This is a genomic window from Flavobacterium fructosi, assembly GCF_042787335.1.
Lineage (GTDB): Bacteria > Bacteroidota > Bacteroidia > Flavobacteriales > Flavobacteriaceae > Flavobacterium > Flavobacterium fructosi.
The window spans coordinates 437,229-461,723 of sequence record NZ_JBHZQA010000001.1; the positions used below are offsets into that span (position 1 = coordinate 437,229).

The following is a 24,495-nucleotide window of genomic DNA, read 5'->3' on the forward strand; positions in this document are numbered from 1 at the left end:
GTTATTGAAACAATTTGTTAAAAACAAATGGGTTTGATTGTTTCAAACAAATATATCAAATTTAGTGGACGGTTGAAGTATATTGTAAATTGAATAATTATCTTTATAAAAGCGCATAAAAAAACCGTCCAGATTTTTGTTTCGAGACGGTTTGTTGTGAAAAATTATTTTTTCTTTTTCAATCGATCTTTAAATAACTTTTCAAATTTTTCCATTTTGGGTTGAATGACCATTTGACAATACGGTTGGTTTTTATTGTTAGCATAGTAATTCTGGTGGTAATCTTCTGCTTTGTAAAATTTAGTAAGCGGCTCTAATGTGGTTACTAAAGGGCTATCATAAATTTTTGCTTTTGTCAAAGCAATGATAATCTTTTGCGCAGCCATTTTTTGTTGTTGGTTTTTGTAAAATATGGCGGAACGATATTGTGTTCCCACATCGGCACCTTGACGGTTTAAAGTCGTTGGGTCATGAACAGTAAAGAAAACTTTGAAGATTTCGTCTAAATTTGTAGTGTTTTTATCATAGGTAATCTGCACCACTTCAGCATAGCCCGTTCTTCCCGTTGAAACGTCCTCGTAGGAAGGATTTGCATTTTTACCACCAGCAAATCCTGAGACTGCTGATTTTACTCCGTTTAGGTTTTCATAAACCGCTTCCACGCACCAGTAACAACCGCCGGCTAAGGTTATAGTTTCAAATTTGGATTGTTTTGCAGTTGTTGTTGTGTTTTGTCCAACCATACTAATCGATGTCAATAGACAAATTAAAAATAAATTTTTCATACGTAGCTATTATTTGTTTTTTAATGGAATATGGTATCGCCATTCTTGACTATTGTTTGTGATTTTGAATCATGGCGATTTCATATTATTTGGTATCAGGTATAAAGTCCAGCGCAATAGAATTCATGCAATATCTTTTTCCGGTTGGTGCAGGACCATCGTCGAAAAGATGTCCTAAATGACCACCGCATCGGCCGCAAAGGGCTTCCGTTCTTTCCATTCCAAGGGAACTGTCGGTCTTGTAAACGACGCTGTTTTTATTGTCTTGTTCAAAAAAACTTGGCCAACCGCAACTGCTTGAAAATTTGGCACCGGAACGAAATAGTTTATTACCGCAGGATGCGCAGTAATAGGTTCCTTTTTCATCGGTATTCCAATATTTTCCTGTGAAAGGTCTTTCGGTATCGGCATGTCGCATTACTTCGTAAACATCTTCAGGTAGCACCTTTTTCCATTCGGCATCCGAAACATTGAGTTTTGTAGTATCTGTATTGGAGTAATACGGATTTCCGGTTTTTTTTATGGGAGTTTCCATACTAATAGCTTTTTTAGCATTGTTTTGTTTGTTTTTATTTTGCCCACAGGCGGTAAACATAAATAGTGGGAGTAAGAATAGTACACTTAAAAAACGGGTTGTTGTTGTCATAATTTTGTTTTTATACTACAAATGTAAAGCGGTTTTTAACTATAATATGTCGTCTGCTTTACAAATTGATAGTGATTTAAGTAAGTTTTAACTACTGTTATTTACGAAAAAAAATCACTTTTGGATTTACAATTAATAAAAGGGTATTGCTACAAACCGATTCGCATATTTATCAAGTGTTTTTTGAACCCCACTTTTTCATACGCTTTAATTGCCGAAGCGTTATCATTGTAGACATCTAATCGAAGTTCGAATACATTTTGAGAACGACACCAGTCTTTAAGCGACTCTATGATTTTAGAATTAACACCTATTCCTCTGTAATTCATATCGGTATACATAAATCCTAAATAGGCATAGGTCTTGTGGTTCAAATAGGGCTTTGCTGCGGCTATTCGTGCGTATCCGGAACCCACAATCTCCAAATCAATTTCGGCAACCAATACTTCAATATTAGGAGCTAAAATCATTTGCTCAATATCGTAATAATGGATTTTTTCTTGCTTTAAAGAAGGATCAAAAGGTCGTTCGGCTGCAATAATTCCTTGTTCAAATGAAAGGAGTTTCTCTAAATCGGTACGACGTGCTTTTCGGATAATTATTTTTTTCATTGTATTAATTGTCTTAGTTCTCAAAAGTACAAAAGAATCTGCAATTGGATAGTATTGCTTTTTATTCGACGATTTCAAAACAATACTGCTTCAACAATTCGAAAGAGAAAGTTAAAGCGTCTCACAATAATTATATTTTTGTATTTTTGTAAGGCTAAAAATTCCTATGAAAGAAGAAAATGTAATATTAGTTAATGACAAAGATGAGCAAATTGGGTTGATGCCAAAGCTTGAAGCACATGAAAAAGCCATTTTGCATCGGGCATTTTCTGTTTTTATTTTGAATAATGAAAATGAAGTGATGCTTCAGCAACGAGCCAGTCAAAAATACCATTCTCCATTATTGTGGACTAATACTTGTTGCAGTCATCAGCGCGAAGGAGAGACTAATGTTGAGGCTGGAAGTCGACGATTATATGAAGAAATGGGATTTAAAACAGAACTCAAGGAACTTTTTCATTTTATATATAAAGCGCCTTTTGACAACGGTTTGACGGAACATGAACTCGATCATGTTATGATCGGTTATTACAATGATGATCCAGTAATAAACAGGGAAGAAGTGGAAGACTGGAAATGGAAGAAAATAGAAGATGTAAAAATCGAAATGGGCATCCAACCTGAATTATACACCGTTTGGTTCAAAATAATTTTTGATGAGTTTTATCATTTCCTTGAAGACCGTAAATTGTAAAAGAGGATTGTAGAACTGAGATTTCTGATTGCAGCAAATCTAATTCCTAATATTTAATATCTACTTTATAAAAATGAGAGTTACCATTTCACGAAAAGCCCATTTCAATGCGGCACATAGATTATATAGAAAAGATTGGACTTTGGAGCAAAACGATGCTGTTTTTGGCAAATGCAACAATCCCAATTATCATGGGCACAATTACGAATTGATTGTAGGTATAACGGGGGAAATTGATCCGGCGACTGGATTTGTTATGGATGTAAAATTCCTGAGCGAAATTATTAAAGAAGAGGTGGAGGATCAGTTTGATCACAAAAATCTCAATTTGGATGTTCCTGAATTTGAAAATTTAAATCCCACAGCTGAAAATATTGTAGTGGTAATTTGGAATAAAATTAGAAAAAAGATTGACTTGCAATTCGACTTAGAAGTAATTCTATATGAAACACCTCGAAATTTTGTAACCTATAAAGGCGAATGATGGAATTGAAAGTAGGAGATAAAATCCCAAAATTTAAAGCAAAAGACAGTAACGGTGTTGATTTTGACAGTCAAACACTTGTTGGTGTTAAACCGTTTGTTATTTATTTTTATCCAAAAGACAATACGCCAGGCTGCACCGCTCAAGCTTGCAGTTTTAGGGATCAATACGAAGACTTTAGGGATTTAGGTGCTGAAGTAATAGGTGTCAGCAGCGACAGTGTTGCATCCCATCAGGAATTTACGAGGCAATATAAATTGCCTTTTATTCTATTATCAGACAGTGATCAAAAAATAAAAAAGCTTTTTGGTGTTCCTTCTCTTCTGTTTGGTTTAGTTCCCGGAAGAGTGACTTATGTGGCAGATAAAAACGGAGTCATTCAAATGGTTTTTGATCGTATATTGGCAACGAAACACATGTTAAAAGCAATGGAAACCATTAAAAAATTAGTATTATAGATTATCAAAATTGTATTACAAATATTTTCTTTTTTTACCTTACTACGACTTGTCGACACTTTACAAAGACTTGTCTTTTTTAATAAGTAAATGGATGATGAATTTGTAAAAACGAGTTTAATTTATGCAAATTTGCAGTACATAAAAAAAGTAACATGAAATTTTATCCATTACAATTTAAACCCATTCTAAAAGAAAGAATTTGGGGCGGTGAAAAACTAAAAACAGTACTTCGTAAACCTATCACATCAAAGATAACCGGTGAAAGCTGGGAGTTATCTACAGTTGAAGGTGATGTCAGTGTAGTAGCTAATGGGGAATGGAAAGGAAAATTATTGACTAGTTTGATTGATGACTTTCCGAACGAGATTTTGGGAACGAAAGTTCATAATCGATTTGGTAATCAGTTTCCGTTACTTTTTAAATATCTGGATGCTCGGGAAGACTTATCCATTCAAGTTCATCCTAACGATGAATTAGCAAGAAAGAGACATAATTCCTTTGGTAAAACCGAAATGTGGTATGTCATGCAAGCTGATGTGGATGCTAAAATTATAGTTGGTTTTAAAGAGAAATCTAATCCTGCTGAATATTTAGAAAATCTTAAAAATAAAACCTTACTCGCTCTTCTTGACGATGTAAAAGTTAATGCTGGAGATGTTTTCTTTTTAGAAACAGGAACTGTTCACGCTATTGGTGCCGGTTTAGTGGTTGCCGAGATTCAGCAAACCTCCGATATTACATACCGAATATATGATTTTGACCGAGTAGATGTCCAAGGTAAAACTAGGGAACTGCATGTAGATTTGGCTTTGGAAGCAATTAACTATAATAAGATAGAGACCAAGAAAGAATATACCAAAAATTTAAACCAATCGAATGAAGTGGTGGATTGCCCTTATTTTACCACTAATTTCATTCCGCTGGACGGCGAGATTAGTATTTCTAAATCAGGAGAAACCTTTACCGTTTATATGTGTATGGAAGGATCGTTTGAGATTGAAGATAATAATTCAAAAACGCAATACGTAAAAGGGGACACGGTTTTGCTTCCTGGTGCAATGAATTTGTTCGGGCTCAATGGAAAAGCTTCCATTTTAGAAATTTACATTTCATAGTCGGTAATAGAAAGATAATGTGTACTTTTGCAGACGCAAATTAAAAATCCAAATTAAAAAAGATAAAAATGGCAAATGTTAAAAATTTAAAAAAAGACATCAACTACGTTTTAGGAGATATTATTGAAGCAGTTTACTTGTTCGAAATTTCTACAACTGGAAAACCAACAACAGAAACTAATGCTTTAATTGACGAAGCTATCGCTGCTTTTGACGCTTTGATCACAAAAGTGAACGCAAAAAAGGTAGAAGATAAAAAAGCACACTTCAAACAAATAAATGTTGAATTGGAACAAACTGCTAATCAATTGATTGCTAAAATCAACGAATTGTAGTCAAAAAAAAAGCAAAAAAAGTTTGAATTTGTTTTGGAAAATAGAAATTCAAGCTTATATTTGCACCCGTAATGAGTCGCCAGCGTAGCTCAGTTGGCTAGAGCAGCTGATTTGTAATCAGCAGGTCGTGGGTTCGAGTCCCTCCGCCGGCTCTTAATAAAACCATCTAACTTTTGTTAGGTGGTTTTTTGTTTTATAATAAAAGGCAGCAAATAATTTTAATTCAAATCATAAAAAAACCGTCCCGATTTTATCGAGACGGTTTTTCCTATTTTGGTAATTTATAATTTAGGAACCGATTTATTTTTGGTTTTTGATTTCGGTAACATATTTAGTCAATTTTTTTCCATAAAGCGATTGCGCCACTTTTGGAGACATTGATTTACGAATCGTGTCTAGGTATTTAATGTTGATGTCATAGATCTCTGATAAGGCGATATAAGGTGATACCTCATAGTTTCTGTTGTTTATAGCGAAATTCGTAGCGAATAAATACTTTCGTTTGATATTGGAGTCCTGTTTAGCACTAATACTATCAATTTTTTGTGCGTTGCTACTTTTAATGGCATTAAATCGTTCCTCAATTAAAGTAAGTTTTTCGTCATTGAAACGAGAATTTATTTTTTTATAGTCTTCAAATAAATCATTGTTTTTAGATCCAGTAATTTTTGCTCCGGAAAGGTATCCTTCTAAACTGGTTTCAATGTTTATACTTCCAGCTTCAGCAAAAAACGGAAGGTTGTTGTCTAATGAATTGGTCACTCCTCGATCCAGAAATAAATACAGCATTTCAGGAGATTTTAGGTCTAAGTCACTTTTAAAAGAGGAACTTCCATCGATATTGATTGTGTCAATAGGCACAAGAGTAGTGTCTACAATTCTTTGAATGTACAGTGTTCCTTTTTTTAATCCTTTTATATTTCCGGTAATATGCAAATTAGCTTTTGATTCATTTTTGTTACAAGAGGATAATAGCACAAGGGTAACGAATGCAATAATAGATTTTTTCATGTGAAGTTATTAATATTTAATTTTTTTAGAATATGGTATCGCCATTCTTTATCATGAATTATGGCGATTTCATTGCTGTTTATATTTGGCGCAAAATAAAGAAAATTGTTGGAATGATTTGGCAACGTACTCAAATTTCGCAAAAAAAAATCCCAATCCATTTCTGAATTGGGATTTGATCAATTTTCAAAAAGGATTATCCTTTAAACCAAGCTTCTTTCAATTTGGTTTTGCTGGCATCCGTTGCTTTAAGACCTGCTTTTTCTTCATAAGGAAGTTTTACTTTTCCTTTGATCACTTGTTCTTTGCCATCGCGTTTTATTTTTACTGTAATAGCATCGTTCTCTTTCCAAGTTTGACTTGCGCCAATCATATCGTAAATATTGTCCAGGTTGTATGGTTTTTCATTGATTGCCAATATAACATCTCCCGCTATAAGACCTAGGTTTTTGTAAAATTCGTTTAACTCTATATTAGGCATAACAATCACTTCTTTGGTCTCTTGATTAACGGTTATGTAGGGCGATTGTCCTTTTAAGAAAACGTTACCGGCTACTTTTTCAGTTGAATTTGTAACACCAACTTTTGCCAGATACGTTGCATAAGGAATTGGAGTTGTTCCAGAAACATAAGTGGTTAAAAAAGCTCCTACTTCAGGATAGGTTAATGATGTAATTTTAGCAAAAAGCTCCTCGTCATTAAATGGTTTAGTAGGACCATATTCATTTGATAATTTTTGCATCAAATCAAGGATTCCTCTTTCTCCGTTGCTTTTTTCTCTGATAATGATATCCAGACACATTCCAATAAGAGCTCCTTTTTCATATACGTTCAAGTATTGGTCTTTGTACGGTTTTGTCAACACATTAGCACTCATAACGGTGAATGACATGGTGTCGTTCAGCGTACTTGCTCGGGCAATTTTTTCGGACATACGGGTGTAAAACTCCTCTTCGGTGATTAGTCCTTGGTTTATTTGAAAAAGATTTGCAAAATATTCCGTTACTCCTTCGTACATCCATAAATGTTGAGACATTTTTGGAGCATTATAATCAAAATATTGAATCTCTTTGGAATGGATTGATAAAGGTGTCACAATGTGGAAAAACTCATGTGAAACAACATCTTTCATCGATTTTACTAATTCCTCTTTTGGCATTAACTCCGGTAATACCACCGTAGTGGCGGTAGGATGCTCTAAAGCACCAAATCCTTTAGCATCGTTTTCCTTCATTGAAGACAGGTATATCAAAACGCTATATTTTTTGGTAGCATTTATTTTGCCTAAAAAATTCTTTTGAGCGGTCATCATTGTTTTCATCTCCGGTGTAATACTTTCTGCGGTGTATTTGCCTGTAGGAGAATATACTCCGATCAAAATTTCCATTCCATCAACAGTGAAAGTGGTATAATCCGGTTTAGAGTACATGATTGGGTTTTCAACCAATTCAGCATAACGCGAAGTTACAAATGTATCCGATGTGGTGCTTGCGTCCAGATCAGTCATAGACGTAGCTCCCCAAAGTGTTGTCGGATGTGAAATCGTTACTTTATAAGGCGTGAACATATAATTTGTAAAATAACCCACAAAACAATGCGTGTTAAGCATTACGTTTTTTCCTGCATCAATATTGGAACCTGCAGGAGAAAAAATTTCATCATCGCCAAATTTTTTCCCCGTTTCAGTATCAAATGAATCGTTTACTAAATAAGTAATTTTATCCAAGGTTTTTGCATTAGCAATGGACCAGGAGTTAACATCTGTTTTCGTTACAGTCAAGAGATTTCCTTTGGTATCATATGCTTTTAGATCTTCAATATATCTACCGTAGTTGTCTTCAAAGTACGTACCCGGAACTGTTTTTGGAATATGGTATGTAATTTCATCAACTGAAATTGACGGTGCATTTACGGTTACCATGACTTTATCATCTTTAATGTCAATCAGGTTAATGCTTACTGAAATGTCCTTTTTTATTGAAGAAGAAACAGAAGTGCTTGTCGTTTTACAGCTCCATAATACAGTAGCGAAGGCAAAAACGAAGATTATTTTTTTCATTGTTATTTGTTTTAGCGATTAGTCTTTTTTTGAAAAAATTGTTACGGCTTATAGTGATTTTATAAAAAGATTTATAGCGATTACTAATTTTTCGGTTACCCGTAAATTTGGATCAGAGTACGATTTCATATTCTCGGCATCGTCTCCCTTTATCTCTTTGAAAATGTGATTCATGTTCTCAATAATTTCCAGTTTTGCTTCGGGCTTTGCTTTTTTTAATAGTTCTGCTTCCGAAACATTTACCTGTAAATCCTTAGTTCCATTGATGAGCAGCACAGGGATTTGCAATTTTTTAATTTCATTTTGTGGATTGTATTTTATCCATGAAATCATATAGGGCTGGACACTTTCTCTAAAAAGGGATGTCAGCATTTTATTTTTTAATTCGAATGTTTGTCCGCTTTTAAGGATGTCCAAATCTTTTTGGACTTCTTCTTTTAGAAAAGGAGCTTGTTTTTCTATTTGTTCTACTAAAACAGCATCAATAGTTCGTCCGGCTCCCGCCAATGAAATAAAGGCATCAGTGTTTTCGGTCGCGGCAAGCATTCCTATCAATGAACCTTCGCTATGACCGGCAACTATTATTTTGTTGTATTTTTTTTGATTCTTAAAAAAGCGAATAACTTCTTTAGCATCGTTGATGAAGTCATCAAAGGAAAGTGTTGCCTCATTCACCGTTCCTGCCGCCATTTGCGCAATAATCCTTTTGTCATAAGAAAAAACTGCCTGATTATTCTTGGATAATTCTTCTGATAAATATTTTAAAGAATTGTTGGTCATTCCTTTTTGATTACCGTCTCGATCAGTGGGACCTGATCCGGCAATCAGAATGACGAGATTTGTTTTTTTAGTCTCTTTTAATGGAGAATACAATGTTCCGTTCAGTAAAGGATTTATTGTTATTTCTTTTTTGTTGACAGCGGCTAAATCTGTTTTTTCTTGAGAAATAATCAAGTTTGAAAGCAAAATTAGGAAAGCGAATATTGATTTTTTCATTTTATTAAGTGTTTAATAAGCTCATTGCCTCTTTCGGATTTTCAACTTCGATAATTAGTTTATTGTAACAGGAATCTTTGAGTTCGACAATAATTGCATTTTTTTTATTGCAGACATCCCAAAAATTGCGTTTTCCTTTTTTTATATAAGTTCCAGCAGTAATTACCCATGATAATTGGGTACCTGGAATTTTCCAACCGATCCAAAAGCTAAATTCATCGTTGCTTTGATAAGCTCGGATTATTTAATCTTTGGAAACTCTAATCTTATTTTCGAACGCCCAAAATTTATGACTTCGGAAAATGTCAAAAATAAATTCATTTTCGTTTGATGTTACTGAAACCATTATTGCGTTTGTGAAAAGTTAGTTGGCATAAAAACAAAAACTCCCGAATATCAGGAGTTTTATTTTTAGTCTAATTTGTTTTTTATATAATATTTGCCATCCAAATCTTCATCAAAATCATCAATTTTAACGGGTTTTGGTTTTGGTTTATTTGCAGTAGCTTTCTTTTTCCACATTTCAAATTTTTCTGCCGGCATCTTCTTTTTCATGATCTCTAAAACCTCTTTTTCTACCAAACCAAATTCTTTTTTGATGATTTCAAAAGGATTTTTCTCTTCAAGGGCCATTGTAACAAGTTTTTCTGTTTGTTCCCAGTTCAATTCTTTGCGGTTACTCTTTTTCATCACGTGAAAATTAATTCAAATAGGTGTTAATGATTACTGAATTTGATTTCAAATTCTTTACCAATATTAAGAAAAAAAATAATTACTTCTTGTCAAAAGCGTATTTTTTTTATTCTTTTTAACTCTTTTCTGTTTTGTGCGGTTTTTGAAACGGTATTTTTAATAAATTTTTCAAATTATTATGTTCTTCTAGTTGTGGATGTGTATCTATTCCGTAAATGATTTCTTCTCTTGGTAGTGTCATAAAAGTGCCAAAAAGACGGTCCCAAACAGAAAATATATTTCCGTAATTGCTATCTGTGTATGGTAAAACATGATGATGGTGCACTTTATGCATGTCTGGGGATACAATAAAATAACTCAGGATTGTATCTAATTTTTCAGGAATTGAGATGTTGGCATGATTAAACTGTGTGGCTACTACAGATAAAGTTTGGTATAGGAAAACCATCCACATGGGACTTCCCACCAGTAGAACACCTAAAGTTGTAAACGTAAAACGAATAACACTCTCACCAGGATGATGCCTGTTAGCCGATGTTGTATCTATCCAGGTATCCGTATGATGAATCAGATGAAAACGCCATAAAAATTTGGTTTTGTGTTCAACTAAATGCACCAAATAAGCACCAATTAAATCCAATAAAAGCAATCCAATTAATGCATATAGCCATAAAGGCAGATGGGGGAGCCATTGTAAAATTCCAAAATGATTTGCAATTGTCCAATCTGCTGTTTTTAATAAAATGAAAGCCAGAAAGAAATTTATAATAATGGTTGTCAGCGTTAAAAAAATATTAATGCTCGCATGATGCCATTTTTTATAAGTAAAATTAAAGAGCGGAAAAGCATTTTCGATTAACCAAAAAATCGTAATACCGCTAACCAGAATTAAACTTCGGTGTGCCGATGGAATCGTGGAAAAATAAGAAACAATATCATTCATAATTCGATTATTTATTTCAAATCTAATAATTTTTAGGGAAAGAAAATTTATTTGATTACGCGAAATGTCAAATTTATTCTGGGACCTATAGGTTTAGCGGTTTTCGGGATTTGATGTTTCCAGAAATGTTGCGTCGTTCCTTTCATTAACAATAAACTGCCATGTTCCAATATGATACTTTTTTTCTGGTCTTTGTCGGAATTGTGTTTTAACTGGAATGCACGTTCGGCACCAAAACTAATTGAAGCAATTATCGGGTTTGTTCCTAATTCTTTTTCGTTATCAGCATGCCAGCCATTACTGTCTTTTCCGTCGCGATACTGATTGAGTAAAACAGTGGTGAAATTGGTATTGGAGACACGTTCTACCTTCGCTTTTATTTTTTGCAAAAGCAAATTCCAAGGGTGCGGCTGCATTTTTATATTGGAATAAGAGTAAGATTTTCCTTCATTGCCAAATAAGGCTGTTAATCGGGGTTGCGGATGTTTCTTTCCGTAAACAATAATCTCATCCTGTTGCCAAGGAATGTCATTGATCAACTCCGCATAAATCGTCTCGCCTTCATCTTTGTCAAAAAAATGAGGATAATATATGACCTCTGCGTCAGGCAAATTAAGAAAAATGGGATCCGGAATATTGTCGAATAAAGATTTCAATTTTTTAGGTATAAAGATAAGCCCAGTAAATCAAGCCCAGTTGCAATGGCATTCGCAAAAGTAAAGCCCATTTTGGCATACCCATTCTCGCTTTCTCGTTGAAATACATGTAGAGATGCGTTGGGAAAACTACTATCAATAAGGCAACAACACCCCATGCCGCATAATTGGAAAGTAGTGGAATACAGAGTGAAATAGCTAAAATTATTTCAGCCAATCCGCTTATGGAATTCAATAATTTTGGATTTGGAAAATAAGAAGGAATGATTTTAAGATACAGTCTTGGATTTCTGAAATGGTTTAATCCTGCAATAAAGTAAATAAATGCCATTGCGTATAAATGCCAAGGTAAATTCATCATATAGTTTTGTTACGAATTTAGAAAAAAATCATTGTACTTGGTTATTTTATTTTAAAATAGGAATTATGATTTCGTCTTGAAGTTCAAGTTCATAATGATAATCGCCATAATAATTAAAACAATTCCAAACCATTGGACTGCATTTACATTTTCATTCAAAAGGAAATAAGCCATCATTACAGAAACAGGAAGTTCTAGTGCTGATACGATACTTCCCAATCCAATTCCGGTTAACGGAAAACCAGTGTTCATAAGCATAGGCGGTATTACGGTTCCAAAAAGAGCCAAAAGAATTCCCCATTTGTAGAAAATGTCAAAATTAAAAGGTGTGGTTTGTGTCACCATCGCAAAAATGGAAACGATCACTGCCCCGCCCAATAACATATACAAACTGCGTTGTGCCGAAGAAATTCCTAAAGCTACTCGATTTGCCGTAAACATGGTTGTAGTGAATGAAGCCGCTGCCAAAAGGCCTAAAACGATACCGTGCCAGTCTAATTGTACTTTGCTTTGGATAAGATTTGTGGCAAGTGCCGTGCCGATTAATACAATAACTACAGAAACTATTTTTTGAGTTGAAGGTCTTTTCTTTTCTAAAATCATTTCTAGTAAAACACCCATCCAAACGGTTTGCATCAATAAAACAATACCAATGGATACAGGAATATACTTGACAGCCAAATAATAAAAAATACTTGTTAAACCGGTTGAAGTGCCAGCAAGTATCAATTGCTTGATGTTTTTTCCTGAAGCTTTCAAAACTGAATTTCCTTTTTTTCCTTTTTGAAAAGCATTTATGATGAGAATGGCCAAAATTCCTAAAGCAAATTGTGAGGTGGTCACTTCGGCTGGTGTATATGGATTGCCAGAAATTCCTATTTCATTATAAGCCATCTTTACAAAAGTGGCCAGCATCCCATAACTTGTTGCTCCCAGTCCTACTAAGAAAACTCCTTTTAATACGTTATTCTTTGTCATTTTTTTAATTTTAAAGCGGGCAAAGATAGTTTTTAAGATTTAAGATCTGGGTTTTAAATAGAAGGATTTTATTTCACTTCTTTTTCCACTAAATCACTCAAATGCAGTCGTAATGCATCCACTGAGATATTGATTTCCCAAAACGACAATCCTAAAGAAATAAGCAGCGAAAATAAACTCAATCCGAAGAGATAAATACTGGATACTTGCTGTTCTAAAAATAGCATCATCATAGCAAAAACGGATAAAAACAAACTTAGGACACCAGCCATCTGCATGTAACGTATCAATGTTAAGCGCAAGTTGAGGTTTTTTATTTCCAGTAAAATCATCCTATTTTCTTTCTCTTTGTACGTTTTTTTTAATCCTCTGACAATAGTGGCAATCGTCAAAAAACGATTTGTATAGGCCAATAAAATTAGCGAGGTAGCCGAGAAAAGCAGGGCAGGAGTTTCGATATGTAAAGTCATTTGTTGTGATGTTTAATTTATTTTAAAAATAATAATCAAGGTTTAATTATACCTGTGGATTTGATCAAAATTGGTGTGTTCCTTAATTAGAAACAAAAGTAAATAACATACTATTAATACGGTATTTCTAATTCATAAACTTTTAAATAAAGCATGAAATGAACGCATATAGTACTCGATTTTATTAAAATTAGTGCAGAAACAGCGAATGAAAATAGACATTGGAAATCATGACTAATATTGTAGATGTATTTATGTTAAATTTACCTATTGAAATTTAAATTACGCCAGCAAAATTTAGACATCTGACCAAAAGTATTCTTGAGCATCAGATAAAACATTTAGGAATATTTACGAGTGGTATTTATGCTTTTATTATTGGTTCTGTTTTCTTGACGATTGATTATTATGTTGATTTCGGATTAAAATTCAAAATTAATGAAGTTGAAATTTACAATCGACTAATTCCGGTTTCTACTATTTTAATCTCTATTCTCATTGGGATTTCATTAACGACTTTCTCTGTGATTTTTGTTGTAATGCAATTAGCCTCTTCTCCGTTTTCACCAAGAATTTTAAGACATTTTTTATCAAATGATTTTATAACGCAACAATTTATCGGATTATTTGTTGGCACCATTTCCTTGTGTGTATTACCGCAATTAGCATCCGTTTTTTTCTACCAAACGCCTTTTCTTTTAACACTTTCTGTCGATTCTCGTTTTGCTTTTTATTGTTTGGTATGGGCTTATCCCGATATGATTACCTATTTAAGCATAAAAATGAATATCTCCACGATAATGAATCGAATTAAATCGGAAATGCTTGGAGAAATCAATGTGTTGTATCAGGAAAATTGGAGTGTTGGGAAAAATTTACTTTACAAACGATCGAAAATAAACCCAGATAAATTTCAAGTAAAAATCGTAAGTCCATTTGAAACGGATTATCTGGATAGCGTGAATTATAAAAAACTGGATATGGTAACGGAATATATTCTTAATTCTGAGGTTAGATTATTTTTTGAAAACGCCTATCAAAAACCAATTGTAGGGGAATTTATCATGAAAGATACCACTGTGCTTTTGGTATTAGTTTTTAGTGTCGAAATCAATAAAAGTCAGGTAAGTACTTTAAAGAAAAAAGTTGGAGCGATTGTCCAAAATACTTTTAAGGTCAAATTATTTAGAAGTCATACCCAAGATGTGAATTTTGGTGTAAGAAAACAGGTAGACATTGCCATATAAGTTATCGCTCCTGCGGTTAATGATCCCACGACCTGCTTCAACGGTATAGACCAGATAGGTAAAATCGCAACACGAGATTTTCCTTCTACAGATTCAAGGGCTTTAGGCGCTAAAAAAATTCAAGTTCATGAATTTAATTTTGAAGCATTTATTGATTTTTGTTTCGATCTTATTTTCCAATGGGGAAAATAAGATCCTACTGTAGTGAAAAGAATTATTACGCTATCCGCATCATTTTGCCATTAGTTGAAAATCCTTTTAATTTAAAAATTTTAATTCAACAAGTGGAAGAGATGGATTTACTTGAAATTTATAACTTGTTACAATACAAAAAAGGGAAACTTAAAATATCTAAAGAAAAACTAGTTACTGTCGAGAGGGAATTATCCAGCTTTAGACACAAAGCAAAACTACAAATTAAAATTCTGGAGCAAAAAGGAGTACTTGATTATTAACAAATCATTATTCTGATAATTTAGAAATTACAAACGCTGAAGTTGAGGCAATCAAATACCTTAAAACGTATACCATTTTTGATGAATTTATATATGAAAATGGAAATGAATTGACATAAAAAAAACCTGTAAGTTTGCTCTTTATCCAAAGAAAATAAATGCTATTTGGAATATTTTTTAGTAACTTATTATTGGCATATTGGTCAAAAATCGTCTAGCATATGTAAATAAAATTAGAAAAGCTGCCTCAAAAAGTAATGCGGGAGTTTCAATGAATTCATATTTTGTATTTATAATTTAATCACGAAATTTTATTTGGTTTATATGTTCAAAGCTAATTTTTTGTACTTAATTTTTAGCCACATTATTGTTTAATCCAGTTAAATTTTTGCTGGATAATTCTTATTTTTTCTTCTTGAATGAATTTTAAATATGCGTTGGCTACCGGCGAAAATTTCTTGCCTTTTAGCCAGATTAAATTCCAGTTGGACTGAATTGGTAAACCCTTTACCGGAATGATTTGTAAATCGCCGTTATTGAGTTCGTTTTTTATCCCAATTAGTGGCATAATAGAACATCCAAGTCCAGCCAGTACTGCTTGTTTTACGGCTTCATTTCCGGTAAGTACCATTTTTTTTGGAACTGTTAGTTGATTGTTCTCTATAAATTTTTCCATCACATATCTTGTTCCAGATCCTTGCTCGCGATAAATTATTGGTAAGGTTTGAATAATTTTTTTATCCTGAATTCCGTTCTCTATTTTTTGATCAATGTTAGCAACAAGAAAAAGGGCATTAGGCATAAGCTCTACTTTTTCAATTTGGATGGTCTCTGGTAAAACGGAAACTAACGAAAAATCTACTTCATTTTTTTCTAAATTTTTCAAGACTTTAGTTTTATTGGTGACATCAAGACTTAATTCGACACCTTCATTTTGTTTTAGAAAATCAGTTAAAAAATAAGGGATAACATATTTACCAGTTGATACCACGGAAATTTTCAACCTTCCTGATATTCGCCCTTTGAATGCCATCGTTCTATAATTGATAGCATGTACTTCGTTTAGAATGCGCTCCGCCGCTATGGCAATTTCTTTCCCAAAATCGGTGACATATAGTTTTCTTCCGATTACTTCTGTAAGCGGGACATCAAATTGATCTTGAAAATTTTTCAATTGGATGGATACAGCAGGTTGTGTAAGATGCAATTCCATAGCCGCCTTAGTGATGCTCTTATTTTGGGTTATTTTTAAAAAAACCTGTAGTTGGTGGAGGGTATAGTTCATAAATATTTTTTATGTAATGTATAACAAAGATAAATAAAAACTTATAGTTCTCCCGTTTTACTTTTGTAAAAAATAATTATGAAAAGGATAACAATAGTAAAAGGGGACTGGATAAGACCTGAAATAAGAGATGCTACTCTAAAAAATATGAAAGTAGGCGGTACACAAACAGATTTAGATGAAGTAGGCGTATGGAAAAAATTTAGTTTAAGCGTTGGGGCGATTTGGCTAATTTTTGCACTAATATTTACCGTCTTCGAACCTAATAATATCTTTTTTACCATGTTTTTAGGTCTAGGAATATTTTTCGGAGCCTACACACTGCAGAAAACTCAAAAACTTTTATAAAAGCGCTATGGAAAAAGAATATCAATTTAAGTTAGTTGAAGGTCAATTTACACCATCAGAAGCTGGTAAAGTACTGTTTTCGTTAATCAATAATAAGATCAACTATCATAATTTAGAAAAATTCAGTAATCAAATTCGATTTGAAGAGGAGAATCCACATTCAAAAATAAGGCTCGAAACTCTTTCTGCGGCCTCTAATTACATCAAAGATCTTATCAATGAAGCTGCCCTAAAAAATATGGAGTTAAAAATTGAAGGTGTGATTCAAATTGTACTCTTACCAAAAAGAGAAACAGAAGTGGATGTTTAAAGACAGGAAATTGCTTATTGCAACAAAACATCACAAAGAGAAGGTGATTGCTCCAATTTTTGAAAAAGGTTTAGGTGTTCACTGTTTTGTTCCTGAAAAGTATGATTCGGATATTTTCGGCACTTTTTCAGGCGAAGTAGAGCGAAAAAACACGGCATTAGAAACGGTTAAAGCTAAATGCTTGGCTGCAATGGAAGAATTTGATTGCGATTTAGCAATAGCCAGCGAAGGTTCCTTTGGGTCACATCCCTCGATTTTTTTTGCACAGGCTGATGATGAGTTTTTAATTTTCATCGATAAAAAAAACGATTTGGAAATAATTGCACGGGAACTCAGCTTGGACACTAATTTTTATGGAGCAGCAATTAGTAATAAAGAAATGCTTGCTGATTTTGCAAATAAAGTTCAATTCCCGTCGCACGCCATAATTTTGCGAAGCAAAAAGGATAGCCTTATTGGAATAAGCAAGGGAATTACTACAAGGAATCAGTTAGATGATTCTTTTCAGTATATAATGAGCGTATATGGAAGTGTCTATGCTGAAACTGATATGCGGGCTCTGCATAATCCAACTCGGATGGGAGTGCTAAAAATAGCGGCACAAAAATTATTGGAAACTATAAAAACAGAATGTCCAAGTTGCTCAACACCTGGTTTTAGTATTACAGATGTGAAACAGGGGTTGCCATGTTCTTGGTGTTCTTCACCCACTAGTTCCACCCTGAGTTTCATCTATACCTGCAACAAGTGTCTCTATAGTTCCGAAAAGATGTATCCGCATCAAAAAACAATCGAAGAACCAGGATTTTGTGATTCCTGTAACCCTTAATGTATGAGTTTAATAAATAATTCGATTCAAAACGCCGTATCGCTTTTGAATCAGGAGCAGATTATCGGTATTCCTACCGAAACGGTTTATGGTTTAGCCGGGAATATTTACAGTTCAAAAGCCATTCGAAGTATTTTTGCGTTGAAACAAAGGCCGTTCTTCAATCCTTTAATTGTTCATATAAAGTCGGCCAATGACTTGTCTGAAATAGCAAGAGAAATTCCTGAAAAAGCGCTGATACTTGCTGCTGTTTTCTGGCCGGGACCTTTAACTTTGGTTTTAAAAAAGCAAATTGCAATTCCGGATTTGGTTACCGGTGGTAAAGATACAGTAGCGGTGAGAGTTCCAAATCACCCTGTAGCCTTAGCGCTGCTGAATCAGTTAGCCTATCCTTTAGCGGCTCCAAGTGCTAATCCTTTTGGTTGTATTAGTCCAACTACGGCAGCACATGTCGCTGACTATTTTGGAGAGGTGTTGCCAATGGTTTTGAATGGGGGAGCTTGTCAAAGGGGAATAGAATCAACAATCGTTGGATTTGAAAATGGGGAGCCTGTTGTGTACCGCTTGGGTTCGATAGCAGTAGAGGATATTGAAGCAATTGTAGGGCCGGTAAAAATGATTACCCATGATGATATTGCTCCAGCGGCACCAGGCATGTTTTCTAAGCACTATGCGCCTTTGACGGCGACTTTTTTAACAGCTGATGTTGAGAAGAAGCTGACAACGTTCCCGGATCAGAAAATAGGAGTTTTAGTATTCCAAAAAGGGATTGATGATCCAAAAATTGTGCAACAGGAAATTTTATCTTCCACAGGAAATTTAGCAGAAGCAGCTTCGCAATTGTATGCTGCTTTGCATCGATTGGATAAGTGCCATTTAGACTGTATTATAGCAGAACGATTTCCAGATGTTGGCTTGGGCAAAACGATAAATGACCGGTTAAAAAGAGCCACACAAAAATAAAATATGGATACTATTATAAGAAACGCAACTGTAGTTAACGAAGGTCAAATACGTGTTTTAGATGTGTTGATATCAGGTGAAAGAATTGAAAAGATAGCTCCATCGATTGTCGTAAACCCAGCTAAAAAAATCATCGAAATTGACGCAACAGGACTTTATCTGCTTCCGGGAGTAATTGACGATCAAGTTCATTTCAGAGATCCCGGATTAACTCATAAAGGCACTATTTTTTCAGAGTCAGTTGCCGCTGTCGCTGGCGGCATCACCTCCTTTATGGATATGCCAAATACTATTCCCAATACGCTGACTCAAGAGTTATTAGAAGAAAAATACACGATGGCGGCCGAGAAATCAATTGCTAATTATTCGTTTTTTATGGGTATTTCAAAAAACAACTTGGAAGAAGCTTTAAAAACAAATACTGAAAATGTATGTGGGATCACGGATGATGGTCTTTATTTTAGTAATGATGAGGGAATTTTAGCCAATTATCCAGAATTTTTGGAGCAACTTTTTTCAAGAACTGACACCTTGGTAGCTTTGCACAGCGAAGATGATGCACTGATAAAAAAGAATACGAAGGATTATAAACGACTTTACGGAACTGAAATTCCTTTTTTTTATCATTCTCTAATTCGGGATGAGGAAGTTTGCCTAAAAGCCACCAAGAGAGTACTTTCCATTGCTGAAAAATACCATACTCGCTTGCATCTGTTTCATATTTCAACTTTGGCGGAAGCCAAATTATTTGATAATACGGTACCCATTCGAGATAAACGAATCACCGCCGAGGCTTGTGTCCATCATCTTTGGTTTTCAGATGCCGATTATGATAGACTGGGCTCCAAAATCAAGTGGAATCCCTCCATAAAAACAGAGCAAGATAGAAAAGGTTTACTGCAGTATTTGCTCAATAACTCAATAGATATTATTGCAACGGATCATGCTCCCCATACTATTGCCGAAAAAGCAGGGAATTATTTTCAGGCACTTTCAGGCGGACCATTAGTGCAGCATGCTCTCGTGGCAATGTTAGAATTATTTCATCGCGGCGAAATTTCTTTGGAGAAAATTGTGGAAAAAATGAGCCATAATGTAGCCGAAATTTACAGATTAAAAGAACGAGGTTATATAAGGGAGGGCTATTTTGCGGATTTAGTTTTAGTCGATTTAAATAAAAAACAGGAGGTAACCGCAAGTTCACTTTTATATAAATGCAAATGGTCTCCTTTTTTAAAACAGGTTTTTAAAAGCAGTATCAATTCAACTTTTGTAAATGGAAATTTGGTGTATGAAAAAGGACTTGTCCAGACGGGCTTTAAGGGAAAAAGATTAAAATTTGAAAAGATAAGATAATCAAAATGTTTAAAATAATTTTAAAATAATTAAAATATGAATCTTAGTTTATTACTGGATAATTTAACTAATCCGGCCTTGTTGTTTTTTGTTTTGGGAATTATAGCAGTCTATGTCAAAAGTGACTTAGAAATTCCTGAGAATACCTCTAAATTTATATCGCTATACCTTCTGTTTTCGATCGGTTTTAAAGGCGGACAGGAATTAGCTCATAGTCACTTTACTGTGGACATACTTTGGTCAATCGTTTTTGGGGTATTGATTGCAGTATTAATTCCATTCTATACCTTTTTTATTTTAAAGAAAAGGTACAGCATTGAGAATTCAGGCGCTATTGCCGCGGCTTATGGATCCGTGAGTGCAGTTACCTTTGTAACTGCCATTTCTTTTTTAGAAATTCAAAACTACGATTTCAGTGGTCACATGGTAGCTGTAATGGCGCTGATGGAAGCCCCTGCAATCATCATTGGAGTAATTCTAATCCGATTATTTAGTAAGGAAAAAGTTCAGAAAACTAAAATGAGTACAATTGTTAAACACTCGTTTACAAACGGAAGCGTACTCTTAATTCTTGGAAGTTTGGTTATTGGGTTTTTGGCCAGTGAGCAACAGGCTTTAGGAATTAAACCGTTTACCACTGATATTTTCAAAGGATTCTTGGCTTTATTTTTATTGGATATGGGAATTGTTAGTGGACGAAAATTAAATGATTTTTTCAAAAGTGGCTGGTTTAGCGTCTTTTTTGCTATTGTTTTCCCATTGATCAACGGGTGTATTGTTGCTTTTTTAAGTCAATTCGTTACCGAAGATATTGGGAATCGCTTTATTTTTGCAGTCTTGGCGGCGAGCGCTTCTTATATAGCAGTTCCGGCAGCTATGAAAATTGCAGTTCCAAAGGCGAACCCCGGAATATTTTTACCCATGGCTTTGGCAGTAACGTTTCCTTTTAACATTACTTTTGGAATGCCTATTTATTTTTCAATTGTATTGTGTCATATTTGATGAGATGTTTTATTTAATAGTACCACTTAATTTTGCTTCTTAAAAAAGTATTGCAAACCATTGATGATTTTTCAAACAAAAAAACCTGTAAGTTTGCGCCTGCAGGTATGTATTTTTTTCCAAAAAATCACGTTTTTCTTTATCTCGCCATATTTATGAAATGTAATTATAAATTTCCCACTTTGCCTATCAAAACTCTGTAATTCAATTATATAAAATCTTTTTACGCGCATGTGATTATCAACAAAGTTTGGGTTAATTGCGAGATTAACACCCTGCATTAATGTTTGAACACTAGGATACATTAGAATATCTGTACAGAAATTATGTTTTCCATAAATACGTCTGTGCGCTAAAGATGCAGAAAAGGAATAATTTTCATCACTAATAAATTGACTGTCAATGTATTTTAGGAATTGTACTATTCCCTGTGTTTGTTCCTCGGGGAGCTTAATATCGAAAGGCTCATTTACTCTATTTGCTAAGGCTTTTGCTAATACAGCAAAATGATTCTTTGGATGCAAGGATGTTTGAAGAAAATTTTCAAATATGAATGTGTCATTTGACTTTATTATTTCCCATGATGAAATACAAAATTTCTTGCCTTTGAATTCTTCATTTCTAACAACTTCCGCAAGCGCTGTTATTGGGTTATTAGAGGCGTAAAAAACAGGATGTTTGGGAAAATTGCATCTTCCAAGTTTTGTAAATGCTACCGGTGGATAAGAATGTTCTGCATATAAATCAAAATTAGTAGACTCTGTCATTTCTCTAACTCTAAAAATACCAAAAGGGAAGTTTTTAGGTTTTAATGGCATTAAATAGTTAGGAAATTTGCCTAACTCCTCACTAATTTGTTTTGTTATCTTTTCAACGAATTCATCAATATTATCAGTTTCATTAAAGCTAGGCCAACCAATCTCTTGAAATTTTTGGATTGCTAATTTAACGGTATCAATATCTGCAAAATTTTCAATGTTTGTTGTCATCTTCTTTTATAATAAGCCATAACTTGTATATGCCCGTTACTCTATAGCCAGTATGCACCCAAAATTGGGTAGATTGTCGCTATTAAATAGCGGTTTAAATACAAATATATAAATAATCCTTTACAAATCATCAATTGGTTAGTCCTTTTGCTGAACGAAGTTATAACCTTAAAAAGCTGTAAATAGCCCCGATAGGAGTGGAAATCCTTTGCTTTGGCGTGAGCCAAAAGCAAAGATTGTAGCACATAGCGGGACGAAAGTAATTCTGGAAAACAATCGTTTTGCTACAAAAAAAAAGCTGCCCAAGATTGGACAGCTTTAGTATTTTGGATATTCCTAAGCAAGTTTAGAATAGCGATTCACACTTACTTCATAAAATAGGTTCTCTGCTTATTTAATCAGCTCAAAACTTCTTTTCACAAAAGCGGTCAACGCTTCTCCTTTTAATAGGTTTTGTGATAATTTAGCTAAGTCAAGCGCTTGCTTGACCAAACTTTCTTGAGCGTCTTTGTCTTTGTTGTTTAGGATGCCTGTTGCCAATTCAGAATTAGTATTCACCACTAAATTATACATTTCCGGCATATTTCCCATTCCAAACATTCCACCGCCACCAGACTGACTCATTTCTTTCATTCTACGCATGAATTCCGGCTGCGTGATGATAAATGGCGAAGCATTGCTATCTAAAGCTTCCAGTTGTACGGAATACGTTTGTTTAGGAACAATAGCTTCTAAAACGGTTTTCAAGTTGGTTTGTTCTTCCTCCGATAATTTAGAAATAGTAGTTTCCTCTTTCTTGATTAAATTATCAATATGATCCGAATCCACACGTACAAAAGTCATGTTGCTGTTATCGCCTTCAATTTTTTGAATTAAATGCGAGATAATTGGAGAATCAAGCACTAATACTTCATATCCTTTGTCTTTTGCAATTTCGATATAAGAGTGCTGCGCTTCTTTATTTCCAGCATATAAAACCACTAATTTCCCATCTTTATCCGTTTGATTTGCAGCGAGGTTTTCTTTTAATTCTTCTAGCGTGTAATATTTTCCATCAACTGTTGGATATAAAACAAACGCTCCTGCTTTCTCATAGAATTTATCTTCAGAAAGCATTCCGTACTCTAAAACGATTTTGATGTCGTTCCATTTTTGCTCAAAATCTTCACGGTTTTCAGTAAACAACGATTTCAATTTATCGGCAACTTTACGCGTAATATAATTGGAGATTTTCTTCACCGCGGCATCTGCTTGCAATCCAGAACGAGATACATTTAAAGGAATATCCGGTGAGTCGATAACCCCTTTAAGCATCGTTAAAAATTCAGGAACAATTCCTTCTACATTATCCGTAACGTATACCTGATTTTGGTACAATTGGATTTTGTCTTTCTGAATTTGTAAATCAGAACCTAATTTTGGGAAATATAAAATACCGGTTAAATTAAACGGATAATCTACATTTAAATGAATGTGGAATAACGGTTCTTCAAATTGCATTGGATATACTTCTCTGTAGAAATTTTTATAATCCTCATCTGACAACTCCGTTGGTTGTTTCGTCCAAGCCGGGTTTGGGTTGTTGATGATATTGTCTACTTCAACTTCAGTAAAAATTTTGTCTTTATCTTCTGCAGCAACTTCTTCACCCTTTTTTTGTTCAATTTTCTCCGTTTTAGTTCCAAATTTAATTGGAATAGGCATGAACTTATTGTACTTATTAAGAAGCTGATTAATTTTTGAATCTTCTAAGAATTCCAGAGAATCTTCAGCAATATGCAAGATAATTTCTGTTCCGCGCGTAGTTTTGTCAGCAGGCTCTAAAGTAAATTCCGGACTACCATCACAAGTCCAGTGTGCAGCAGGTTCATCTTTAAAAGATTTAGTGATGATTTCCACTTTTTCAGCAACCATAAAAGCAGAATAGAAACCAAGACCAAAATGGCCAATAATTCCAGAATCTTTAGCAGAATCCTTGTATTTGTCAAGAAATTCTTCCGCGCCAGAGAAAGCAACTTGGTTGATGTATTTCTCCACTTCATCAGCCGTCATCCCTAAACCTTGGTCGATAATGTGTAATTTTTTCCCTTCTTTATCAATTTTGATCTCGATAATAGGATTGCCATATTCTACTTTGGCTTCGCTAATGCTGGTTAAATGCTTTAATTTAAGTGTTGCATCTGTTCCGTTAGAAATTAATTCTCGCAAGAAAATTTCGTGGTCGCTGTATAAGAATTTCTTGATTAAAGGAAAGATGTTTTCTACTGAAACATTAATTTTACCTGTTGTCATATTTGTAAATATTTAAGTTTAATCTGATTGATTTATTCTTTCAAATAGAATACCAATTGTAAATGATGTGACAAATTGGCGCAACTGTTAATTTTGATACAAAATGATTTAATTTTGAAAC

Annotated in this window: 28 protein-coding genes and 1 tRNA gene; 14 read left to right on the forward strand and 15 right to left on the reverse strand. The window is 34.1% G+C overall.

The window, feature by feature from the left end; all coding sequences use genetic code 11:
* Positions 1-164: 164 nt before the first annotated feature.
* The 3 genes from msrA to ACFX5D_RS01960 form a co-directional block, all read right to left on the reverse strand.
* Positions 165-785 carry a peptide-methionine (S)-S-oxide reductase MsrA gene (gene msrA, locus ACFX5D_RS01950; protein ID WP_379856585.1) on the reverse strand — a complete coding sequence of 207 codons (621 nt, stop codon included), beginning with the start codon at positions 783-785 and terminating at the stop codon, positions 165-167.
* Positions 786-870: 85 nt separating this feature from the next.
* Entirely contained in the window at positions 871-1,431 is a 561-nt protein-coding gene (gene msrB, locus ACFX5D_RS01955; RefSeq protein ID WP_379856586.1) for a peptide-methionine (R)-S-oxide reductase MsrB, read from the reverse strand.
* 149 nt (positions 1,432-1,580) lie between these two features.
* Positions 1,581-2,042, reverse strand: coding sequence for a GNAT family N-acetyltransferase (locus ACFX5D_RS01960; protein WP_379856587.1), 462 nt, complete (start codon positions 2,040-2,042; stop codon positions 1,581-1,583).
* A gap of 166 nt (positions 2,043-2,208) precedes the next feature.
* Between ACFX5D_RS01960 and idi the strand changes: the two genes are divergently transcribed.
* The 6 genes from idi (at position 2,209) to ACFX5D_RS01990 (ending at position 5,283) form a co-directional block, all read left to right on the forward strand.
* Positions 2,209-2,736 (forward strand): isopentenyl-diphosphate Delta-isomerase, encoded by a 528-nt coding sequence (gene idi / locus ACFX5D_RS01965; protein ID WP_379856588.1) that lies wholly within the window; start codon positions 2,209-2,211, stop codon positions 2,734-2,736.
* 73 nt (positions 2,737-2,809) lie between these two features.
* The gene (locus tag ACFX5D_RS01970) at positions 2,810-3,220 is read left to right on the forward strand and encodes a 6-pyruvoyl trahydropterin synthase family protein (RefSeq protein WP_379856589.1); all 411 of its coding nucleotides are present in this window, start codon (positions 2,810-2,812) and stop codon (positions 3,218-3,220) included.
* Positions 3,220-3,678 carry a peroxiredoxin gene (locus ACFX5D_RS01975; RefSeq protein ID WP_379856759.1) on the forward strand — a complete coding sequence of 153 codons (459 nt, stop codon included), beginning with the start codon at positions 3,220-3,222 and terminating at the stop codon, positions 3,676-3,678. Before ACFX5D_RS01970 ends, ACFX5D_RS01975 begins: the two co-directional genes overlap by 1 nt.
* A 155-nt stretch (positions 3,679-3,833) precedes the next feature.
* Positions 3,834-4,796 carry a type I phosphomannose isomerase catalytic subunit gene (locus ACFX5D_RS01980; protein WP_379856590.1) on the forward strand — a complete coding sequence of 321 codons (963 nt, stop codon included), beginning with the start codon at positions 3,834-3,836 and terminating at the stop codon, positions 4,794-4,796.
* Positions 4,797-4,864: 68 nt separating this feature from the next.
* Positions 4,865-5,131: a hypothetical protein gene (locus tag ACFX5D_RS01985; RefSeq protein WP_073209770.1), complete on the forward strand. Its 267-nt coding sequence runs from the start codon at positions 4,865-4,867 to the stop codon at positions 5,129-5,131.
* A gap of 78 nt (positions 5,132-5,209) precedes the next feature.
* A tRNA-Thr gene (locus ACFX5D_RS01990) sits at positions 5,210-5,283 on the forward strand.
* Positions 5,284-5,431: 148 nt separating this feature from the next.
* On the opposite strand, the gene ACFX5D_RS01995 is transcribed toward ACFX5D_RS01990, so the two are convergent.
* The 9 genes from ACFX5D_RS01995 to ACFX5D_RS02035 form a co-directional block, all read right to left on the reverse strand.
* Positions 5,432-6,142 (reverse strand): DUF4369 domain-containing protein, encoded by a 711-nt coding sequence (locus ACFX5D_RS01995; RefSeq protein WP_379856591.1) that lies wholly within the window; start codon positions 6,140-6,142, stop codon positions 5,432-5,434.
* A 196-nt stretch (positions 6,143-6,338) separates the two neighbouring features.
* Positions 6,339-8,201 (reverse strand): M61 family metallopeptidase, encoded by a 1,863-nt coding sequence (locus ACFX5D_RS02000; protein WP_379856592.1) that lies wholly within the window; start codon positions 8,199-8,201, stop codon positions 6,339-6,341.
* A gap of 48 nt (positions 8,202-8,249) precedes the next feature.
* Positions 8,250-9,197, reverse strand: coding sequence for an alpha/beta hydrolase (locus tag ACFX5D_RS02005; RefSeq protein ID WP_379856593.1), 948 nt, complete (start codon positions 9,195-9,197; stop codon positions 8,250-8,252).
* A 411-nt stretch (positions 9,198-9,608) separates the two neighbouring features.
* Complete coding sequence (locus ACFX5D_RS02010) at positions 9,609-9,887, reverse strand: DUF2805 domain-containing protein (protein ID WP_073210045.1); 279 nt, start codon at positions 9,885-9,887, stop codon at positions 9,609-9,611.
* Positions 9,888-10,005: 118 nt separating this feature from the next.
* A complete protein-coding gene (locus ACFX5D_RS02015) occupies positions 10,006-10,833 on the reverse strand; it encodes a sterol desaturase family protein (protein ID WP_379856594.1) in 828 nt (275 codons plus the stop codon).
* Between the two features lie 47 nt (positions 10,834-10,880).
* Positions 10,881-11,489, reverse strand: a complete 609-nt coding sequence (locus ACFX5D_RS02020) for an alpha-ketoglutarate-dependent dioxygenase AlkB family protein (protein ID WP_379856595.1) — start codon at positions 11,487-11,489, stop codon at positions 10,881-10,883.
* Positions 11,490-11,493: 4 nt separating this feature from the next.
* Positions 11,494-11,850, reverse strand: a complete 357-nt coding sequence (locus ACFX5D_RS02025; RefSeq protein WP_379856596.1) for a DoxX family protein — start codon at positions 11,848-11,850, stop codon at positions 11,494-11,496.
* Between the two features lie 63 nt (positions 11,851-11,913).
* The gene (locus tag ACFX5D_RS02030; protein WP_379856597.1) at positions 11,914-12,828 is read right to left on the reverse strand and encodes an EamA family transporter; all 915 of its coding nucleotides are present in this window, start codon (positions 12,826-12,828) and stop codon (positions 11,914-11,916) included.
* A gap of 68 nt (positions 12,829-12,896) precedes the next feature.
* Complete coding sequence (locus ACFX5D_RS02035; RefSeq protein ID WP_379856598.1) at positions 12,897-13,298, reverse strand: DUF2721 domain-containing protein; 402 nt, start codon at positions 13,296-13,298, stop codon at positions 12,897-12,899.
* Positions 13,299-13,690: 392 nt separating this feature from the next.
* Here ACFX5D_RS02035 and ACFX5D_RS02040 point away from each other — a divergent pair, with 392 nt between their 5' ends.
* The gene (locus ACFX5D_RS02040; RefSeq protein ID WP_379856599.1) at positions 13,691-14,545 is read left to right on the forward strand and encodes a DUF2254 family protein; all 855 of its coding nucleotides are present in this window, start codon (positions 13,691-13,693) and stop codon (positions 14,543-14,545) included.
* A 179-nt stretch (positions 14,546-14,724) separates the two neighbouring features.
* Positions 14,725-15,000: a hypothetical protein gene (locus ACFX5D_RS02045; RefSeq protein WP_379856600.1), complete on the forward strand. Its 276-nt coding sequence runs from the start codon at positions 14,725-14,727 to the stop codon at positions 14,998-15,000.
* 364 nt (positions 15,001-15,364) lie between these two features.
* Here the strand turns inward: ACFX5D_RS02045 and ACFX5D_RS02050 are convergent, their stop codons facing one another.
* A complete protein-coding gene (locus ACFX5D_RS02050; RefSeq protein WP_379856601.1) occupies positions 15,365-16,285 on the reverse strand; it encodes a LysR family transcriptional regulator in 921 nt (306 codons plus the stop codon).
* A 78-nt stretch (positions 16,286-16,363) separates the two neighbouring features.
* Between ACFX5D_RS02050 and ACFX5D_RS02055 the strand changes: the two genes are divergently transcribed.
* From ACFX5D_RS02055 to ACFX5D_RS02080, 6 genes are read left to right on the forward strand one after another with little or no spacing between them, the layout of a single operon-like run.
* Positions 16,364-16,633 (forward strand): hypothetical protein, encoded by a 270-nt coding sequence (locus tag ACFX5D_RS02055; RefSeq protein ID WP_379856602.1) that lies wholly within the window; start codon positions 16,364-16,366, stop codon positions 16,631-16,633.
* Between the two features lie 7 nt (positions 16,634-16,640).
* Entirely contained in the window at positions 16,641-16,943 is a 303-nt protein-coding gene (locus tag ACFX5D_RS02060) for a hypothetical protein (RefSeq protein WP_379856603.1), read from the forward strand.
* Positions 16,936-17,772, forward strand: coding sequence for a DUF6671 family protein (locus ACFX5D_RS02065; RefSeq protein ID WP_379856604.1), 837 nt, complete (start codon positions 16,936-16,938; stop codon positions 17,770-17,772). The genes ACFX5D_RS02060 and ACFX5D_RS02065 overlap by 8 nt, the downstream gene beginning before the upstream one ends.
* Before the next feature lie 3 nt (positions 17,773-17,775).
* On the forward strand, positions 17,776-18,735 hold the full coding sequence (locus ACFX5D_RS02070) for an L-threonylcarbamoyladenylate synthase (RefSeq protein ID WP_379856605.1): 960 nt from the start codon (positions 17,776-17,778) through the stop codon (positions 18,733-18,735).
* Positions 18,736-18,738: 3 nt separating this feature from the next.
* A complete protein-coding gene (locus tag ACFX5D_RS02075) occupies positions 18,739-20,091 on the forward strand; it encodes a dihydroorotase (protein ID WP_379856606.1) in 1,353 nt (450 codons plus the stop codon).
* Positions 20,092-20,127: 36 nt separating this feature from the next.
* Positions 20,128-21,093 (forward strand): sodium-dependent bicarbonate transport family permease, encoded by a 966-nt coding sequence (locus ACFX5D_RS02080; RefSeq protein ID WP_379856607.1) that lies wholly within the window; start codon positions 20,128-20,130, stop codon positions 21,091-21,093.
* 71 nt (positions 21,094-21,164) lie between these two features.
* On the opposite strand, the gene ACFX5D_RS02085 is transcribed toward ACFX5D_RS02080, so the two are convergent.
* Both ACFX5D_RS02085 and htpG read right to left on the reverse strand, forming a co-directional pair.
* The gene (locus ACFX5D_RS02085) at positions 21,165-22,082 is read right to left on the reverse strand and encodes a hypothetical protein (RefSeq protein ID WP_379856608.1); all 918 of its coding nucleotides are present in this window, start codon (positions 22,080-22,082) and stop codon (positions 21,165-21,167) included.
* A gap of 390 nt (positions 22,083-22,472) precedes the next feature.
* Positions 22,473-24,374: a molecular chaperone HtpG gene (gene htpG, locus ACFX5D_RS02090; protein WP_379856609.1), complete on the reverse strand. Its 1,902-nt coding sequence runs from the start codon at positions 24,372-24,374 to the stop codon at positions 22,473-22,475.
* Between the last annotated feature and the right edge of the window lie 121 nt (positions 24,375-24,495).

What these genes read in the sequence shown, in the direction of transcription:
- msrA (WP_379856585.1), bottom strand. Translation starts at nt 785, where the DNA reads ATGAAAAATTTATTTTTAATTTGTCTATTGACATCGATTAGTATGGTT.
- msrB (WP_379856586.1), bottom strand. Translation starts at nt 1,431, where the DNA reads ATGACAACAACAACCCGTTTTTTAAGTGTACTATTCTTACTCCCACTA.
- ACFX5D_RS01960 (WP_379856587.1), bottom strand. Translation starts at nt 2,042, where the DNA reads ATGAAAAAAATAATTATCCGAAAAGCACGTCGTACCGATTTAGAGAAA.
- idi (WP_379856588.1), top strand. Translation starts at nt 2,209, where the DNA reads ATGAAAGAAGAAAATGTAATATTAGTTAATGACAAAGATGAGCAAATT.
- ACFX5D_RS01970 (WP_379856589.1), top strand. Translation starts at nt 2,810, where the DNA reads ATGAGAGTTACCATTTCACGAAAAGCCCATTTCAATGCGGCACATAGA.
- ACFX5D_RS01975 (WP_379856759.1), top strand. Translation starts at nt 3,220, where the DNA reads ATGGAATTGAAAGTAGGAGATAAAATCCCAAAATTTAAAGCAAAAGAC.
- ACFX5D_RS01980 (WP_379856590.1), top strand. Translation starts at nt 3,834, where the DNA reads ATGAAATTTTATCCATTACAATTTAAACCCATTCTAAAAGAAAGAATT.
- ACFX5D_RS01985 (WP_073209770.1), top strand. Translation starts at nt 4,865, where the DNA reads ATGGCAAATGTTAAAAATTTAAAAAAAGACATCAACTACGTTTTAGGA.
- ACFX5D_RS01995 (WP_379856591.1), bottom strand. Translation starts at nt 6,142, where the DNA reads ATGAAAAAATCTATTATTGCATTCGTTACCCTTGTGCTATTATCCTCT.
- ACFX5D_RS02000 (WP_379856592.1), bottom strand. Translation starts at nt 8,201, where the DNA reads ATGAAAAAAATAATCTTCGTTTTTGCCTTCGCTACTGTATTATGGAGC.
- ACFX5D_RS02005 (WP_379856593.1), bottom strand. Translation starts at nt 9,197, where the DNA reads ATGAAAAAATCAATATTCGCTTTCCTAATTTTGCTTTCAAACTTGATT.
- ACFX5D_RS02010 (WP_073210045.1), bottom strand. Translation starts at nt 9,887, where the DNA reads ATGAAAAAGAGTAACCGCAAAGAATTGAACTGGGAACAAACAGAAAAA.
- ACFX5D_RS02015 (WP_379856594.1), bottom strand. Translation starts at nt 10,833, where the DNA reads ATGAATGATATTGTTTCTTATTTTTCCACGATTCCATCGGCACACCGA.
- ACFX5D_RS02025 (WP_379856596.1), bottom strand. Translation starts at nt 11,850, where the DNA reads ATGATGAATTTACCTTGGCATTTATACGCAATGGCATTTATTTACTTT.
- ACFX5D_RS02030 (WP_379856597.1), bottom strand. Translation starts at nt 12,828, where the DNA reads ATGACAAAGAATAACGTATTAAAAGGAGTTTTCTTAGTAGGACTGGGA.
- ACFX5D_RS02035 (WP_379856598.1), bottom strand. Translation starts at nt 13,298, where the DNA reads ATGACTTTACATATCGAAACTCCTGCCCTGCTTTTCTCGGCTACCTCG.
- ACFX5D_RS02045 (WP_379856600.1), top strand. Translation starts at nt 14,725, where the DNA reads ATGGGGAAAATAAGATCCTACTGTAGTGAAAAGAATTATTACGCTATC.
- ACFX5D_RS02050 (WP_379856601.1), bottom strand. Translation starts at nt 16,285, where the DNA reads ATGAACTATACCCTCCACCAACTACAGGTTTTTTTAAAAATAACCCAA.
- ACFX5D_RS02055 (WP_379856602.1), top strand. Translation starts at nt 16,364, where the DNA reads ATGAAAAGGATAACAATAGTAAAAGGGGACTGGATAAGACCTGAAATA.
- ACFX5D_RS02060 (WP_379856603.1), top strand. Translation starts at nt 16,641, where the DNA reads ATGGAAAAAGAATATCAATTTAAGTTAGTTGAAGGTCAATTTACACCA.
- ACFX5D_RS02065 (WP_379856604.1), top strand. Translation starts at nt 16,936, where the DNA reads ATGTTTAAAGACAGGAAATTGCTTATTGCAACAAAACATCACAAAGAG.
- ACFX5D_RS02070 (WP_379856605.1), top strand. Translation starts at nt 17,776, where the DNA reads ATGAGTTTAATAAATAATTCGATTCAAAACGCCGTATCGCTTTTGAAT.
- ACFX5D_RS02075 (WP_379856606.1), top strand. Translation starts at nt 18,739, where the DNA reads ATGGATACTATTATAAGAAACGCAACTGTAGTTAACGAAGGTCAAATA.
- ACFX5D_RS02080 (WP_379856607.1), top strand. Translation starts at nt 20,128, where the DNA reads ATGAATCTTAGTTTATTACTGGATAATTTAACTAATCCGGCCTTGTTG.
- ACFX5D_RS02085 (WP_379856608.1), bottom strand. Translation starts at nt 22,082, where the DNA reads ATGACAACAAACATTGAAAATTTTGCAGATATTGATACCGTTAAATTA.
- htpG (WP_379856609.1), bottom strand. Translation starts at nt 24,374, where the DNA reads ATGACAACAGGTAAAATTAATGTTTCAGTAGAAAACATCTTTCCTTTA.